This is a genomic window from Kribbella antiqua (assembly GCF_004345665.1).
GTDB classification, from domain to species: Bacteria; Actinomycetota; Actinomycetes; order Propionibacteriales; family Kribbellaceae; genus Kribbella; species Kribbella antiqua.
In genome coordinates, this window is sequence record NZ_SLWR01000008.1 from 223,535 (window position 1) to 237,823 (window position 14,289).

The following is a 14,289-nucleotide window of genomic DNA, read 5'->3' on the forward strand; positions in this document are numbered from 1 at the left end:
CAGGTGATTTATGCCGTCGCGACGTCGATCGACACCGGGACGCCGTGGGTGATCACGTCGTACACCGCGGAGCGGTTGCGCGACTGCTCGACCAGGGCCTTCAGCCTCTCCGCCTCGGCGTCGCCCTTGACGTGGAAGGTCACGCGGATCGCTTCGTACCCGTTGCGCACCTCCGGATCGAGGCCGAGGATGCCGAGCAGGTTGATGTCGCCTTCGACCGTCGACGTGACCTCCTCGAGGTCGATGCCCCGGGCGGCGGCGATGTTCGCGAGTCCGCTGGTGAGGCAGGCGGCCAGTGCGTGCAGCAGGTGCTCGGCAGGCGTCGGGCCGTTGTCGCCGCCGACGAGTACCGGCGGGTGGTCGGCGTCGAAGGTGAAGTCGGCCGGACGGGTGTTCTCCTGCCCGGCGCCGTAGAAACTGTTGATCGTGCCGCGGTTGTGGGTGCCGCTGATCCACCGGTTGGTGGCGCGGAACTGGAAGCGGGCGATCTCGGGCTGCGCCTTGACCGCATCGAGGGTGGCGAACAGTGTCGCGGTGTCGACGCCGTTGCGGCGGCTGGCGGTTTCGGTTGCGGTCATGGTTCTGGTCCTCTCAATGCTGAACGGATGGCTTCTCAAGCGGCTGGATCGATGGCTTCAAGGTTGGGAAACGAGGCCAGCCGGTCGGCCTCGTCCTCGAGCGCCTCGCTGAGCTGGAGCTGCAGCTCGACGAACCGGCTCGGTGCGGGGAACTCGGTCAGCGCGCGAGTCAGGCCGAAGATCTCGCGCGCCAGCTCGTCCCTGCTTTCCTGGTACGACGACAGCGCGGCAGCCTCGGTGGTCGAGTCACGGAGGCCTTGATCGATCGCGGTCGCCAGCAACTCGGCATCGCGGAACGCGTCGGTGATGCCGTGCCCGGTGATCGGATCGCGGTGGTAGCCGGCGTCGCCGACGAGCGCCCATCCGGGGCCGTACGCCTGGCGGCGGTAGTTCGGCAGCTCGGCGGCGCCGCGCAGGCGGGTGGTGATGCGGCCGGCTCGGACTTGGTGGCCGAGGTTCGGCACCAGGAGCTCGAGTTGTTCGACGAAGGCGGCGCTGCGTGCGGAACCCGCGGTACGGATCGGCTCCAGGAGGGGAGTCGGCCGGATCAGCCAGACGCAGGCCTGGCCGTCGTTCGTCGGGAAGACGCCGGCAAAGGTCTGAGGCGCGATGTGGAACTGGTAGGTGTCCGGTTCGAGATCGGTCACATAGGTGTAGAAGACCGCGCAGGGGGAGGTGAAATGCTCGAGGGTCTCGGCATTGACGTACTGCGCCATCCGGGAGCCGCGGCCGTCCGCGCCGACGACCATTCGGGCGGGCAACTCGATTTGCTCTCCGGCTGCTGACCGAGCGGTGACGCCGATGATCCGGCCGTCCTTGGCGCGCATCACATCGGTCGCGGTCAGGCCGGTCCGGAGCTCCGCTCCGGCTTCCACTGCGGCATCCGCGAGCAGACTGTCGAGCACCTGCCGGCGTGGTGCGACCAGATTGTCGACGCCCGCGCGCGGCTTGATCCGCCGTACTTTCGGCTCACCCTCGAGGTCGAACCTGACGTGCGTGACGGCGGGCGCGCCGCTGGCCAGGACCTTGTCGAGCAGTCCCCAGCGAGACAGCTGGACGACGCCGCCGCGAATGAGCCCGTGCGTCGAGAGCGTGTCGCTCGGCAGCCGCGCCTTGTCGACCATGACGACGTCGTGGCCCATCCTGGCCAGCAACATCGCGGTTGCCGCTCCTGCGCACCGTGCCCCGACCACTACTACGTCGTACATGTCCCCGCCCCCATTTCTCCTGCGACGACTCTGCGCCGGGTACTGCGGTCGATGCTTGGAGGTGGGGTGGAGATCGACCTCCACGATTTCTCCACATTTCCGCCGCCTGCTCGCCAAGCCTGTTTGAAGCGGGCGGCTGACCTTTGGGGCATGAGGTCTCTTCTGGAGCGAACGGCTCCATCAGTCTTGGCGCTGCGCGACACCGCCTCGGTCGCGCTGGGTTTGGTCGCGTTCGGAGTGACGCTGGGGATAACGATTTCGGCGCTCGGTTTCGGCGCTCTGCCTGGCGTGGCCGGCGCGCCGCTTGTGTACGGCGGGAGCGCGCAGCTCACTGCGGTGACGCTGATCCATCAGGGCGCCGGGTTGGTCGCCGTCGTCGCGTCGGCAGCAATCGTCAATTCGCGGCTTCTCTTGTACAGCGCGTCGTTGTCGGAGCGGTTTCGTGATCAGCCGGTCTGGTTCCGCTGGCTGGCTCCGCATTTCATCATTGATCAGACCTACTTGCTGTCGAACGCACGACCCTCGCTCGACGCGCGTTCGTTCCGGCGCTACTGGCTCAGCCTCGGTTCGTTTGTTCTGGTCGTCTGGACTTTGGCTGTCGCCGTCGGCGTACTCGCGGGGCCCGCGCTGCCTGATCTGCCATACCTGGTCTTCGTCGGAACGGCCATGTTCCTGGGCATGCTGGCGCCGCGGTTGGTCAGCCGTCCGGCCGTCGCAGCCGCTGTGGCCGGAGGATTGGTGGCGGCCGTTGTCGGCTTCATCAGCCCAGAGCTCGGCATCGTCTGCGGAGCTGTGGCGGGCGTCCTGGCCGGATCGGCGGAACGACGATGATCGCGATGCTGCTTCTCGGAGCGGTCAGCTGGGTACTGCGGATCGCTTTCATCACGCTGCTGCCGGCTGATCGCTTGCCTGCCCGACTGAAGAGCGGCCTGGAGTACCTGGCGCCCGCGGTGCTCGCGTCGATCGTGGCGGTGGAACTCGTCGCGCTCGTTCGCGACGCTCAGCCCGCGGATGCCGGCGTACTCCTGGCAGCCGGCGCCGCGATCGGCATAGTTGCCTACCGCACCCGCAACGTCTCCATCGCCTGTGCTCTCGGCGTCGGAGTTGTACTCATCTTGGGATTGTGAGGGCCTCGTCTGCCCGGGGCCGGACCGCCAGGCCATCACAATTGTCAGCTGAGGCTGGCCCGGCGCGGAGCGGGTGGACGGATGGTTCGATTGTGATGGCCTGGCGGTCCGGAACTACCGACCACGCTGCCGCTGAGCCAGGTCGCGCAGGTACAGCGCGCTCGCTTTGGGGATGCGGGCCTGGGTTTCGTAGTCGACTCGGATGAGGCCGAAGCGTTTGGTGTAGCCGTAGGACCATTCGAAGTTGTCGAGGAGGGACCAGGCCAAGTAGCCGCGGATGTCGGCGCCTTGGGCGATGGCGGTGGCTACGGCGGTGAGGTGGGTGGTGAAGTAGGCGATGCGGTCTTGATCGTTGACGTAGCCGTGGTCGTCGGGAACGTCGTGGAAGGCGGAGCCGTTTTCGGTGATGACGAGGGGGAGGCCTGGGTACTCGCGGGTGATGGTCAGCAGGAGGTCGGTGAAGCCTTCGGGGACGATCTCCCAGTTCATCGCCGTACAGGGCTTGCCGAGGGGGATGGTGCGGGTGATGGGGAGGCCGGCGTCGTCGGTGGTGCGGCCGTCTTCGGTGTAGCCGGTGAACTTCTGGGAGAAGTAGTAATTGATGCCGAGGACATCGATCGGGGTGGAGATGACGGCCAGATCGCCTTGCAGGACTGGGAGTTCGACACCCTCCAAGGCCAGGTCGGCGATGACGTCGGCGGGGTAGCGGCCGAACTCGATCGGGTCCAGGTACAGCCGCCGGCCCATGCCGTCGGCGCGACGGGCGGCTTCGATGTCGACGGGGTCGTCGCTTGCCGGGTACGCCGTTGCGGCGTTGATGGTGATGCCGATGTCGATCTTGCGGGGTGCCGCCTCGCGCATCCGGAGAGTGGCGAGTCCGTGGCCGAGGAGCAGGTGGTGGACCGCCGCGATTGCTGCCGGGTACTCGCGCCGCCCGGGAGCGTGAGCGCCGTACGCGTAACCGAGCATGGCGGAGCACCACGGTTCGTTGAGGGTGGTCCAGGTGTCGACGCGGTCGCTGAGTGCGTCGAAGACGAGCATCGCGTAGTCGGCGAAGCGGTACGCCGTGTCGCGCAGCGGCCAGCCGCCGGCGTCCTCGAGCTCCTGCGGGAGATCCCAGTGGTACAGGGTCACCCATGGGTCGATGTCGTGGGCAAGTAGTTCATCGACGAGGCGGTCGTAAAAGCCGATACCTGCCGGGTTGACCGGGCCCTTGCCGTGCGGCTGTACGCGCGGCCAGGCGACGGAGAACCGGTAGGTGTCGAGGCCGAGTTCCTTGATCAGGGCAACATCCGACGGCATCCGGCGATAGTGATCGCAGGCAACGTCTCCGGTGTCGCCGTTGTCGATCGCCCCGGGCACCTTGCAGAAGGTGTCCCAGATCGACGGCGTCCGCCCGTCGGCGTCGACCGCACCTTCGATCTGGTACGCCGAGGTCGCCACACCCCAGCGAAATCCGTCCGGCAGCGAGCTGATGTCCATGAGGCTCCTTCAGTGATGCCCCGTTACGTCCGAAGAACTGAGGGCTAGGGCCACACTTCTTCGGACGCAAGGGGTCAAGCGACGGGGGTGCGGCCGGGGAGCCAGCAGGCTACTGAGCGGGTGGGGTCGTTGCGGGAGGACGGGGTGGCCAGCAACGGGATGTCCGTCGAGCAGCGGTCGAAGGCGTGGGGGCAGCGGGGGTGGAAGGAGCAGCCGGTGGGCATGCCGCGGAGGTCTGGGGGTGAGCCGGGGATGCCGGACAGTTCGCGGCGGGGACCACGCAGGGCGGGGAAGGACTTCAGGAGACCTTCGCTGTAGGGGTGGAGGGAGTCCTTGTAGAGGTCCGACGACCGGGCTTCCTCGACGATGCGACCGCCGTACATGATGGCGATGCGGTCGGAGAACTCGACCAGCAAAGACAGGTCGTGGGTGATGAAGAGGACCGAGAAGCCGAGGCGTTCGCGCAATTCGACCAACTGGGCCAGAATCTGCCGCTGCATCACGACGTCGAGCGCGGTCGTCGGTTCGTCCATGATGACGATCTGCGGTTGGAGTACGAGCGCCATCCCGATCATCACCCGCTGCCGCATCCCGCCGGAGAGTTGGTGCGGATATGCGTCCATCCGGTCGGCGGAGATCCCGACCAGCTTGAGCATCTCGGCAGCCCGCGCTGTCCGGGCCTGGGGGCTGAGGTCGGGCTCATGCGCTTTGATCACATCGAGCATCTGAGTGGAGATCTTGTGCACCGGGTTCAGCGAGTTCATCGCGCCCTGGAACACGATCGAGGTTTCCGCCCAGCGGAACTTCCGCAACTCGGCGTCCGTCAGCGTCATCACGTCGTACGAGCCGCCCGGCGAGTGGTAGACGACCGAGCCGCCGCTGATCACTCCGGGCGGCGGGAGCAGCCGGGTGACGCCGTACGCGAGGGTCGACTTCCCGCTGCCGCTCTCGCCGGCCAGCCCAAGTACCTCACCGCGGTGCAACGTCAGGGTCACATCGCGCACGGCCTGTACGGCGTCCGCACCGAGACCGTAGTCGACGTGGAAGTTCTTGATCTCCAGCACCGGCTCTCTCATGCCGCCTCCTCCTTGCGACGACGACGTACGACGGGAGTCGCGGGGACATCTGCAGCCCCGAGAACCGGGGTGAAACCGACCCGCATCCGGACCGAGCGGCCGTCAACCGTCTTGACGCGGGTGTGGCCGCTGCTGCGCAACCGCGGGCTGACGAACTCGTCGATGCCGAAGTTGATCAGTGATAACGCCGTCCCGAGGATCGCGATCGCAAGCCCGGCCGGAACGAACCACCACCAGGCGCCCTGGGCCAACGCCTGCTGGCTCTGCGCCCAGAACAGGATCGTGCCCCAGTTCCACTCGGAGATGGTCGAGATGCCGATGAACGCGAGCGTGATCTCGGACATCACCGCGAAGATCACCGTGCCGACGAAACCGGAGGCGATGATCGCGGTGAGGTTCGGCATGATCTCGAAGGTGATGATTCGCCAGGTGCTCTCACCGGTCGCTCGCGCGGCCTCGACGTAGTCGCGACGCCGTAGCGACAACGTCTGGGCTCGCAGTACTCGCGCACCCCACGCCCACGAGGTGAATCCGATGACCAGGGCAACCATCAGGTCACCGGCCGAAGGGATGGTGGAGGCAACGATGATGATCAACGGCAGCGCCGGGATCACCAGGAAGACGTTCGACAACGCCGACAGACTCTCGTCCGCGGCTCCGCCCAGGAAACCCGCGCTCACTCCGATGAGGACCGACAGAGCCGTCGCCACGATCCCGGCCAGCAGGCCGACGAACATGACGCCGCGGGTGCCGACGAGCACCTGACTGAAGATGTCCTGCCCGAGGTGCGTCGTACCGAACCAGTGCCTGCCCGACGGTGCCTGGATCAGGTCGCTGCTCCGGGCCGACGGGTCGTACGGCGCGATCCACGGGCCGATGATCGCGATCAGGCAGAAGAACCCGAGCACGATCAAGCCGGTCGCGGCCTTGGGGTTGGCGACGAACCGGAGCCGGCGGCGCTTGGCCGGAGTGGCCTCGACCTCGGGACCTTCCGGAGTGACCGCGGTGATGGTGCTGGCTGGTGCTGACATCAGCCTTCCTTCCGGGTGCGCGGGTCGAGGAGCAGATAGGCGATGTCCGCGAGCAGGTTGGCCACCAGCACCGACAGCGTGATGACGAGGAAGACGCCCTGCATCAGCGGGTAGTCCTTGGCGCCGACCGCCTGGAAGAGGTTGTAGCCGATGCCGGGGTAGGAGAAAACGATCTCTACCAGCAGCGTGCCGCCGACGATGAAGCCGAGGGAGAGGGCGAAGCCGGAGACATTCGGCAACAAGGCGTTCCGGGCGGCGTAGCTGACCATCACCCGGCGTACGGGCAGACCCTTGGCATGGGCAACGGTGATGTAGTCCTCGGAGGCAACGGTCACCATCATGTTCCGCATGCTGAGGATCCAGCCGCTGACCGACGAGATCAGGATGGTGATTGCCGGCAGCAAGCTGTGCTGGATCGCGCTGCCAAAGAACGCTCCGTTCCACGACGGCACCAACCCCGGCTCGTACCCGCCGGATGACGGGAAGAAGCTGCCCGGGCCGGCCAGCAGCGTGATCGCCAGCAGCCCGAGCCAGAAGTACGGGATCGACGACAGGAAGGTTGTCACCGGCAACAACCCGTCGAGCCAGGAGCCACGACGCCAGCCGGCCAGGACGCCGAGCGACGTACCGATCATGAAGCTGGCGAACGTGGTGATGCCGACCAGGGCGATCGTCCACGGCAGGCTCTGGCTGAGGATCTCCGACACCGGCGTCGGGAAAAAGGTGAACGATAACCCCAGGTCACCACGGAAGACCTGGCCCCAGTAGTCGACGTACTGGCTCCAGAGCGAAGCGTTCTTGTCCAGGCCGAAGAGAACGTAGAGCGAGTTGATCGCGTCGGTGCTCAGTTGGCCCTGGAACTTGTTGATCAACGACGTCACCGGGTCGCCGGGGATCAGCCGCGGGATGAAGAAGTTGATGGTCAGCGCGGCCCACGCGGTGAAGAGGTAGAACGCGATCCGCTGCAGCAGGAACTTCACCGGGCGGCCTCCTCATAGAGCCAGCACGCCGCCCACTGGTTTGACGACAGCTCGAAGCGAGGCGGTAGCTCGGTCGAGCACTTTGGCATCGCGTGAATGCAGCGCGGGTGGAACCGGCAGCCCGAAGGCGGTGCGATCAGGCTCGGCGGCTCACCGCCGGCCTCGTCCTCGGGCGCTTCGCGAGGATCGCCCACCCGGTCGAGCCGATCGGGGTCGGGTGCGCTCTCGATCAGCAAGCGGGTGTAGGGATGAGCCGGATTCTGCGTCACGGTTTCGGATGAGCCGCCCTCGACCATCCGGCCGGCGTACATCACCAGGGTCTCGTCGGCGAAGTACCGCGCGGAGGCGATGTCGTGCGTGATGTAGAGGATCGCGAGGTTCAGCCGCTCCTTCAGATCGCGCAGCAGATTCAGTACGCCGAGCCGGATCGACACGTCCAGCATCGACACCGGCTCGTCCGCCAGCAGCGCTTCCGGGTCGGCCCCGAGCGCACGAGCGATCGATACTCGTTGCCTTTGGCCACCAGACAACTCGTGCGGGAACTTGTCCAGGTACCGCTCGGGCGGCGTGAGCTGCACTCGGAGCAGCAGATCCCGAAGGTTCTCCTCGAGCTCGGCAGCAGAAGTGCCGGCCCGACCGTGGATCTTCAGCGCGCGGGTCAGGTGATACCGCACCGTGTGCGTCGGGTTCAGCGAGGCGAAGGGATCCTGGAAGATCATCTGCACCCGGCGGCAGTACGCGCGGAACCGCCGGCCGCCGCGGACGGTGACCGAATCTCCATGCAGCCGGATGTCACCCGACGTACGCCCGTACAACTGGGCCAGCAGCCGGGCGACGGTCGACTTGCCGGAACCGGATTCGCCGACCAGCGCGGTGACCCGCCCCCGGCGCAGCGTGAGCTGGATGTCGTCGACCGCGTGCACCACCTTGCGGTCCTTGCTGAGCAGGTCGCGGACTCCCCGTCGTACCGGGAAATGCTTGGTGAGGCCCTCAGCCTCGAGGACCACCTCGGTGTCGGTCACCGTCATACAACTCCAATCACGGCTCGCTGCGCTCGCCGGCTGTGGAAGGCGGCTGTGGTTGGTGGCGCCGCGGCGCCGGGGGCTTGGGGGACTCCCGGCGCCGCGGGCCGGCTCACTGGCTGCCGGCGGGCTTGAGGTTGAGGACGATCTGCAGGGCGTTCTGCTGGGTCGGCTGGGCCGGCCCGTACTGGTTCTGCTCGTCCGGCCAGCCGACCCAGTTCTTGGTGCTGTAGAGACCGCCGACGTTCGACGCCGAGGTGGGGATCACCGGCATCTGCTCGACCATGATCTTCTGCAGCGTGTTCAGCGCCGCGGTCCGCGTCGCGCCGTCGGTCGCGTTGGCGTACTGGTCCAGCGCCTTGGTCGCCTCCGGGCTGTTGAAGCGGCCGTAGTTGCCGCTCACCCCACCCTTGCCGACCGGCTTGAGGATCTTGCCGTCCATGATGTTCTGGTAGATGTCGTACGGCGTCGCGCCGCCGTTGGTCCAGTGCATCGCGGCGTCGAAGTTGCCTTCGTCAATGTTCTTGAACCACGCGTCCTGGTTGGCCTTGTCGACCGTTGCCTTGATCCCGATCGTGGACAGGTTGTCCTTGATGATCTCCAGGTCGGTGATGTAGTCGGACCAGCCGGCCGGGTCGGTCAGCGTGATCGTCACCGGCTTGCCGGCCGGGTCCTTGAGTGTGTCGCCCTCGAGCTTGAACCCGGCGTGGGTCAGCTCCTTCTTCGCGCCGTCGACATCGACCGAGTGCAACTTGTCCTTGTAATCCGGCGCGATGAACGACTCACCCGCCGGCGTCGGGATACCGGTGATCGACTCGACCTTCGGGTAGAAGTAGCCGGCCTCACCCTGCAGGAAGATGTCGTCGCGGTTGATCACCTTGTCCATCGCCCGCCGCAGCGCCGGGTTGTCGAACGGCTTGCGGGTGGTGTTGATCCACAGCCCGTGGATGCCCAGGTTCGCCGGGAACCACAGCTTGTGGTGCTCCGGGTCCTTGGCCTGGTAGACCGCCTTCACGTTCGGGACGAAGACGAAGCTCCACTCCGACGCACCGTTCGCCAGCGCGGTGGTCTGCGCGTTGTTGTCGTTGTACGACGTGTAGCGCAGCTCCTTCACCTTCGGCAGGTCCTGCCAGTACGAGTCACGCAGTACGAGCGTCGTCGTCTGCGGCGTGAACGACTTGACCGTGTACGGCCCGGTGCCGATCGGGTTCTTCAGCGTGTCCTGGCTCGGGTCCTTGAGCGTCGACCACTGGTGCTTCGGTACGACGAACGCCGTCAGGATCTTGTTCTGGTTGACGAACTGGGATCGCGTGAAGGTGAGGTCGACCTTGTTGCCGCTTACCGTGATGGCGCCGTACGGGATCGCGTCGGAGTTCAGGCCCTCGTTGTCCTTGCGCAGCTGGAACGAGTAGGCGACGTCCTCGGCCGTCATCGGCTTGCCGTCGGACCAGGTGACGCCGTCGCGGATGGTGAACGACAGCTTGGTGTAGTTGCCGGCCCACTTCCACTCGGTCGCCAGCCAGGGCTTGCCGGGCTCGGTCGGCTTGATCCCGTTGATCATCACCAGCGGCTCGAAGATCATCCACCGGTACCCCAGCGAGGCACCCGATGAGGAGCCGAGGAACGGATTGTGGTTCTCGGTCTGCGGGCCGTTCGGCATGCCGATGTTCAGTACCGTCGCGGCGCTGCCGTTGCCGCCGGTCGTGGTGTTCCCGTCCCCGCTACTACAGGCAGCCAAGGTGGCTGCCGCGAGCAAGCCCGTCAGGGCCAGCGCGACAGTGCGTCGTGCTCGCATGTGGGTTCCTCCTGTGAATCTGTACGGCGCTCGGTGGCGCCGCGGTGGCGGTCGATTCCACGAACCCTGAGCCGGTCGTGGAGTCCGTGCATCCTGGCGTGAAAGCGCTCTCATGGGAAGAGCATGTGCCCAGTTGGATCGGAAATCGGGTGTTCGCCGGCGGCGGGACAGGGGCAGCTGCCCCGCCGCCGGAGCCTGTCAGAGCGGCAACTGGCCTCTTGCGTCCGAAGAAGTGAGGCCCATAGCCCTCACTTCTTCGGACGCAAGGTGTGGTGGGCGGGTTTGGGGGCGGTGGAACTGCGGACGATGAGGGTGGTCGGCAGAACTTGGGGGTCTTCGGGGAGTGGCGTGCCGGCGAAGTAGGCCATCAGCATCCGGGCTGCTGCCTGGCCCATCTGGCGCATCGGCTGGTGCACCGTGGTCAGCGGCGGCTCGGTGTGTTCGGCGTACGGGATGTCGTCGAACCCGATCACCGAGACGTCGTTCGGCACGTTCCGCCCGGTCTCCCGGACGGCCTGGATGGCGCCGCCGGCGGACAGGTCGTTGTGGGCGAAGATCGCGTCGAACTCGAGTCGTTGGTCGAGTGCGTACTGGACGCCGCGGCGTCCGCTCTCGTGGGTGAAGTCGCCCTCGAACACGAGCCGTGGGTCGAGCTCGAGGCCGGCTTCGGCGTAGGTGTCGCGGAAGCCGTCCAGGCGTTCGTGGGTGCAGCCGAATCGCTCGACGCCGGTGATCACCAGTGGCCGGTGGCGGCCGAGCTCGAGCAGGTGCCGGGCGGCGGACTCACCGCCGGCCTTGTTGGTGGTGGCGACGGACGGGAACTGCGGGCGCTTGGCTCGGTCGTCGATCAGGACCACCGGTAGCCCGCGCGCGTGCAGCTGTTCGATGTAGGTGAGGGTGCCTTCGGGCTCGATCACCAGCAGGCCGTCGAACGACTGCGCCGAGACCTGCGAGGCGAACTGCTGCATGGACTCCTCGCCTCGGTTGAAAGTGAAGAGCAGCAGTCCGTAGCCCTCGGTCTCGACCACATCGACGGCGCCCTGCAGCACCTCGCCCATCCAGGGCCAGGTGAGCGACGGCACCAGCATGCCGACGATCCGGGTCCGGCCGCGGGCCAGTCCGACGGCGCGGGCGCTGGGGACGTAGCCGAGTTCGGCGATCACCTGGCGGACCCGCTCGGCGGTGCGCAGGTCGAGCTCGCCCTTGCCGTTGAGGACGCGCGAGACCGTCGTCTTGCTGACTCCGGCGCGCGCCGCGACATCGGCGATCGTGATCGACACTGCACTGCTCCCCTCGGGCGGGTGGGGCTCCGGTGTCGTGGCCGGAACCGGTTTCGGAAGCGGTTCCGTAGAGCTTCACGTAGGCCGCGTACGTCGTCAATCACGAAACGGTAACGACTCACGGCTTAATTCACGACCTGGAAGAAGGTGCCCCTTCCAGGTCGCCGGGACGGCGTGATGAACTCTGGGCGAGCGGCCCACGGGAGGCCAGGACTGAGGGGCACGGCATGGATGTTCGGCGGACCACGGTGCGGGACATGCGGCGGTCCAACCGGTCCGTGATCCTGAGCAGCATCTATCGCGACGGCCCCTTGAGCCGGCACGAGTTGAGCGCCCGTACGTCGCTGAGCGCCGCAAGCGTGAGCAACTTGGTCAGCGAGCTGATCGAGGAAGGTGTGGTCGAGGAGGCCGGGTCGGTCGAGTCCGAGGGCGGCCGGCCGCGGGTGTTGTTGCGGGTGGCACCGACTTTCCGGTACGTCGTCGGCGCGGAGGTCGGCGAGACGCGGATCCGGGTGGAGCTGTTCGATCTCGCGATGACGGTACTCGCGCGAGCCGACTACCCCATCGACGTTCCGCAGCCCGCAGTGGTGGTCAAGCATGTGCTGGAAGGGCTCGCGGCCGTGATCGCCGAGGCCGGCGTGCAGCCTTCGTTGGTGCTCGGGTTGGGGGTTGGCGTCGCCGGGACGGTGGACAGCGATGCCGTTGTCCATGCCCAGACGCTTGGCTGGGACGCCGTACCGCTGGGGGAGATGCTTGCCGAGGGCACCGAGATCCCGATCCATCTGGACAACGGGGCGAACATGCTCGGCCAGGCGGAGATGTGGTTCGGCGCCGGGCGCGGTGCGAGCGATGCGGTGATCGCATTGGTCGGATCAGGTGTCGGCGCCGCGTTGGTCGCCGATGGGTCGACGTACCGCGGCACCCGCAGCAGCGCGGGCGAGTGGGGCCACATGACGATCGCCTACGGCGGTCTGCGGTGCCGCTGCGGCGCCGAGGGATGCCTGGAGGCGTACGTCGGTGCGGAGGGTGTGCTCGAGCGATACCGGCAGGCCGGTGGATCCGGTTCCGCGGTCGACGAAGAAGCGGCTTTCGTGGAGTTGCTCGACGCAGTCGGTACGTCGGGGGTCGCGGCAACCATCGTGGACGACACGATCGGGTATCTGGCCGCCGGGTTCGCGAATCTGGTGAACCTGGTCAACCCCGAGCGGATCGTGCTCGGCGGCTGGGCCGGGTTGCTGCTGGGGGAGCGGTATCTGCCTCAGCTACGCGAGGCCGTCGGCAAGCATGCGTTGCGCCAGCCGTATGCCCAGGTGTCGATCGAGTTGTGCGAGCTCGGCCGGGATGCGGTCGCGCTCGGTGCGGCGACATTGCCGGTACTGCGGTTGCTCCGCGACGGCGGCGTTGTGCCGCCGCGGAGCAACCGTTAGCCGCTTGCCGGAACTAAGTTTGCGCCTGGCGCAGATTTGTTTCCGAAGAGGTGGTCAGACGGTCCACTTCTGGTTGGCGGCGCCGGTGCAGGTCCAGGTTTGGAGTGGGGTTGCGTTGGCGGAGTTGTTGCCGGTGACATCGAGGCACTTGTTGGCCTGCGGGTTCACCAGGTCGCGGCCGGAGGTGTAAACCCATTGCTGGGCAGGGGTTCCGTTACAGGTCCAGAGTTGGACTTTGGCGCCGTCGGCAACCGATCCGGCGTTCACGTCGAGACACTTGCCCAGGGCACGGATCGTGCCGTCGCCGGGTCGGGTCCACTGCTGCGCGTTCGTACCGTTGCAGTCGTACAGCTGGACCTGGGTCCCGTCGGCGGTGTTCGCCGCGGCGACGTCGACGCACTTGCCGGCCAGTCCGGTGATCGCCGTACCGCCTGAGCTGCTGCCGAGGGTGGAGACCCGGACGTAGTCGACGGTCATCGTTTGCGGCATCACCGTCGTACCGTCGGGATAGCCCGGCCAGTTGCCGCCGACGGCGACGTTCATGATCATGAAGAACGGGTGGTTGAAGACCCAGGTGTTGCCGCCGAGGTCGGCCGGCGTGCGGCGCTGGTATTGGATGCCGTCGACGTACCAGGTGATGGAGTCCGGTGCCCAGTCCACCGTGAAGGTGTGGAACGCGTCGGCGAACTGCTGGCCGCCGGACAAGGTGTAGGCGGCGCCGATACCGGCGCCGCCGGAGTAGCCCGGGCCGTGGATGGTCCCGTGCACCGTGGACGGCTCGCGGCCGATGTTCTCCATGATGTCGATCTCGCCGTCGTTCGGCCAGTTACCGCCGCCAAGCATCCAGAACGCGGGCCAGATCCCTTGTGTCCTGGGGATCTTGATGCGTGCCTCGAAGCGCCCGTAGGTCTGGGTGAAGGTCTGTGCCGTGAGCAACCGTGCCGAGGTGTACTCGCAGGTGCCGTAGTGGCACTGGAATCCGCCGCTCTCGCGACGGGCGGTGATGACCAGATTGCCGTTGCCGTCGAGGGCTGAGTTGCGCGTGCTGTTGGTGTAGTACTGGCGTTCGTTGTTGCCCCAGCCGGAGCCGCCGATGTCGTACTTCCACTTGTTCGGGTCAGGGGCCTGGCCGGCCGGGCCGTCGAAGTTGTCCTCCCAGATCGTCGCCGTTGGCGCGGCGGCGGTGTCTGGGACGGCCCTGGCTGGGGCTTGCAGGAGGGCGGCGCCGAGCAGGATGGCGCCGGCTGCCATGAGGGAGCGCTTCATGGATGCCTCGTTTCTCA

13 protein-coding genes are annotated in these 14,289 nt (G+C 66.8%); 3 read left to right on the plus strand and 10 right to left on the minus strand.

From position 1 onward, the window contains the following. Nucleotides 1–8 precede the first annotated feature (8 nt). Nucleotides 9–578, minus strand: coding sequence for an OsmC family protein (locus EV646_RS23390; protein WP_132151996.1), 570 nt, complete (start codon nucleotides 576–578; stop codon nucleotides 9–11). 35 nt (nucleotides 579–613) lie between these two features. Continuing rightward, complete coding sequence (locus EV646_RS23395) at nucleotides 614–1,786, minus strand: NAD(P)/FAD-dependent oxidoreductase (RefSeq protein WP_132151998.1); 1,173 nt, start codon at nucleotides 1,784–1,786, stop codon at nucleotides 614–616. A 66-nt stretch (nucleotides 1,787–1,852) separates the two neighbouring features. Between EV646_RS23395 and EV646_RS23400 the strand changes: the two genes are divergently transcribed. After that, nucleotides 1,853–2,617: an AzlC family ABC transporter permease gene (locus EV646_RS23400; RefSeq protein ID WP_158291005.1), complete on the plus strand. Its 765-nt coding sequence runs from the start codon at nucleotides 1,853–1,855 to the stop codon at nucleotides 2,615–2,617. A 5-nt stretch (nucleotides 2,618–2,622) separates the two neighbouring features. Next, nucleotides 2,623–2,913 carry an AzlD domain-containing protein gene (locus EV646_RS23405; protein WP_158291006.1) on the plus strand — a complete coding sequence of 97 codons (291 nt, stop codon included), beginning with the start codon at nucleotides 2,623–2,625 and terminating at the stop codon, nucleotides 2,911–2,913. Between the two features lie 114 nt (nucleotides 2,914–3,027). Here EV646_RS23405 and EV646_RS23410 read toward each other — a convergent pair whose 3' ends face one another. From EV646_RS23410 to EV646_RS23440, 7 genes are all read right to left on the minus strand, one after another. After that, nucleotides 3,028–4,395 carry a GH1 family beta-glucosidase gene (locus EV646_RS23410; protein ID WP_132152004.1) on the minus strand — a complete coding sequence of 456 codons (1,368 nt, stop codon included), beginning with the start codon at nucleotides 4,393–4,395 and terminating at the stop codon, nucleotides 3,028–3,030. Nucleotides 4,396–4,469: 74 nt separating this feature from the next. Further along, entirely contained in the window at nucleotides 4,470–5,471 is a 1,002-nt protein-coding gene (locus EV646_RS23415) for an ABC transporter ATP-binding protein (protein WP_132152005.1), read from the minus strand. Next, nucleotides 5,468–6,502, minus strand: coding sequence for an ABC transporter permease (locus EV646_RS23420; protein ID WP_132152007.1), 1,035 nt, complete (start codon nucleotides 6,500–6,502; stop codon nucleotides 5,468–5,470). Before EV646_RS23420 ends, EV646_RS23415 begins: the two co-directional genes overlap by 4 nt. Continuing rightward, complete coding sequence (locus EV646_RS23425) at nucleotides 6,502–7,482, minus strand: ABC transporter permease (protein ID WP_132152009.1); 981 nt, start codon at nucleotides 7,480–7,482, stop codon at nucleotides 6,502–6,504. Before EV646_RS23425 ends, EV646_RS23420 begins: the two co-directional genes overlap by 1 nt. After that, the gene (locus tag EV646_RS23430; protein WP_132152011.1) at nucleotides 7,479–8,510 is read right to left on the minus strand and encodes an ABC transporter ATP-binding protein; all 1,032 of its coding nucleotides are present in this window, start codon (nucleotides 8,508–8,510) and stop codon (nucleotides 7,479–7,481) included. The genes EV646_RS23425 and EV646_RS23430 overlap by 4 nt, the downstream gene beginning before the upstream one ends. 106 nt (nucleotides 8,511–8,616) lie before the next feature. After that, a complete protein-coding gene (locus EV646_RS23435) occupies nucleotides 8,617–10,299 on the minus strand; it encodes an ABC transporter substrate-binding protein (RefSeq protein ID WP_132152013.1) in 1,683 nt (560 codons plus the stop codon). A 248-nt stretch (nucleotides 10,300–10,547) separates the two neighbouring features. After that, nucleotides 10,548–11,579 carry a LacI family DNA-binding transcriptional regulator gene (locus EV646_RS23440; RefSeq protein ID WP_132152015.1) on the minus strand — a complete coding sequence of 344 codons (1,032 nt, stop codon included), beginning with the start codon at nucleotides 11,577–11,579 and terminating at the stop codon, nucleotides 10,548–10,550. Between the two features lie 227 nt (nucleotides 11,580–11,806). Here EV646_RS23440 and EV646_RS23445 point away from each other — a divergent pair, with 227 nt between their 5' ends. After that, nucleotides 11,807–13,006, plus strand: a complete 1,200-nt coding sequence (locus EV646_RS23445) for an ROK family transcriptional regulator (protein ID WP_132152017.1) — start codon at nucleotides 11,807–11,809, stop codon at nucleotides 13,004–13,006. Nucleotides 13,007–13,060: 54 nt separating this feature from the next. Here EV646_RS23445 and EV646_RS23450 read toward each other — a convergent pair whose 3' ends face one another. After that, nucleotides 13,061–14,272, minus strand: coding sequence for a glycoside hydrolase family 16 protein (locus tag EV646_RS23450; RefSeq protein WP_132152019.1), 1,212 nt, complete (start codon nucleotides 14,270–14,272; stop codon nucleotides 13,061–13,063). Nucleotides 14,273–14,289: the final 17 nt, after the last annotated feature.

Excerpts from the sequence above, each read along its gene's own strand:
- EV646_RS23390 (WP_132151996.1), bottom strand. The coding sequence starts at position 578 with ATGACCGCAACCGAAACCGCCAGCCGCCGCAACGGCGTCGACACCGCG.
- EV646_RS23430 (WP_132152011.1), bottom strand. The coding sequence starts at position 8,510 with ATGACGGTGACCGACACCGAGGTGGTCCTCGAGGCTGAGGGCCTCACC.
- EV646_RS23405 (WP_158291006.1), top strand. The coding sequence starts at position 2,623 with ATGCTGCTTCTCGGAGCGGTCAGCTGGGTACTGCGGATCGCTTTCATC.
- EV646_RS23445 (WP_132152017.1), top strand. The coding sequence starts at position 11,807 with ATGGATGTTCGGCGGACCACGGTGCGGGACATGCGGCGGTCCAACCGG.
- EV646_RS23395 (WP_132151998.1), bottom strand. The coding sequence starts at position 1,786 with ATGTACGACGTAGTAGTGGTCGGGGCACGGTGCGCAGGAGCGGCAACC.
- EV646_RS23420 (WP_132152007.1), bottom strand. The coding sequence starts at position 6,502 with ATGTCAGCACCAGCCAGCACCATCACCGCGGTCACTCCGGAAGGTCCC.
- EV646_RS23450 (WP_132152019.1), bottom strand. The coding sequence starts at position 14,272 with ATGAAGCGCTCCCTCATGGCAGCCGGCGCCATCCTGCTCGGCGCCGCC.
- EV646_RS23410 (WP_132152004.1), bottom strand. The coding sequence starts at position 4,395 with ATGGACATCAGCTCGCTGCCGGACGGATTTCGCTGGGGTGTGGCGACC.
- EV646_RS23435 (WP_132152013.1), bottom strand. The coding sequence starts at position 10,299 with ATGCGAGCACGACGCACTGTCGCGCTGGCCCTGACGGGCTTGCTCGCG.
- EV646_RS23415 (WP_132152005.1), bottom strand. The coding sequence starts at position 5,471 with ATGAGAGAGCCGGTGCTGGAGATCAAGAACTTCCACGTCGACTACGGT.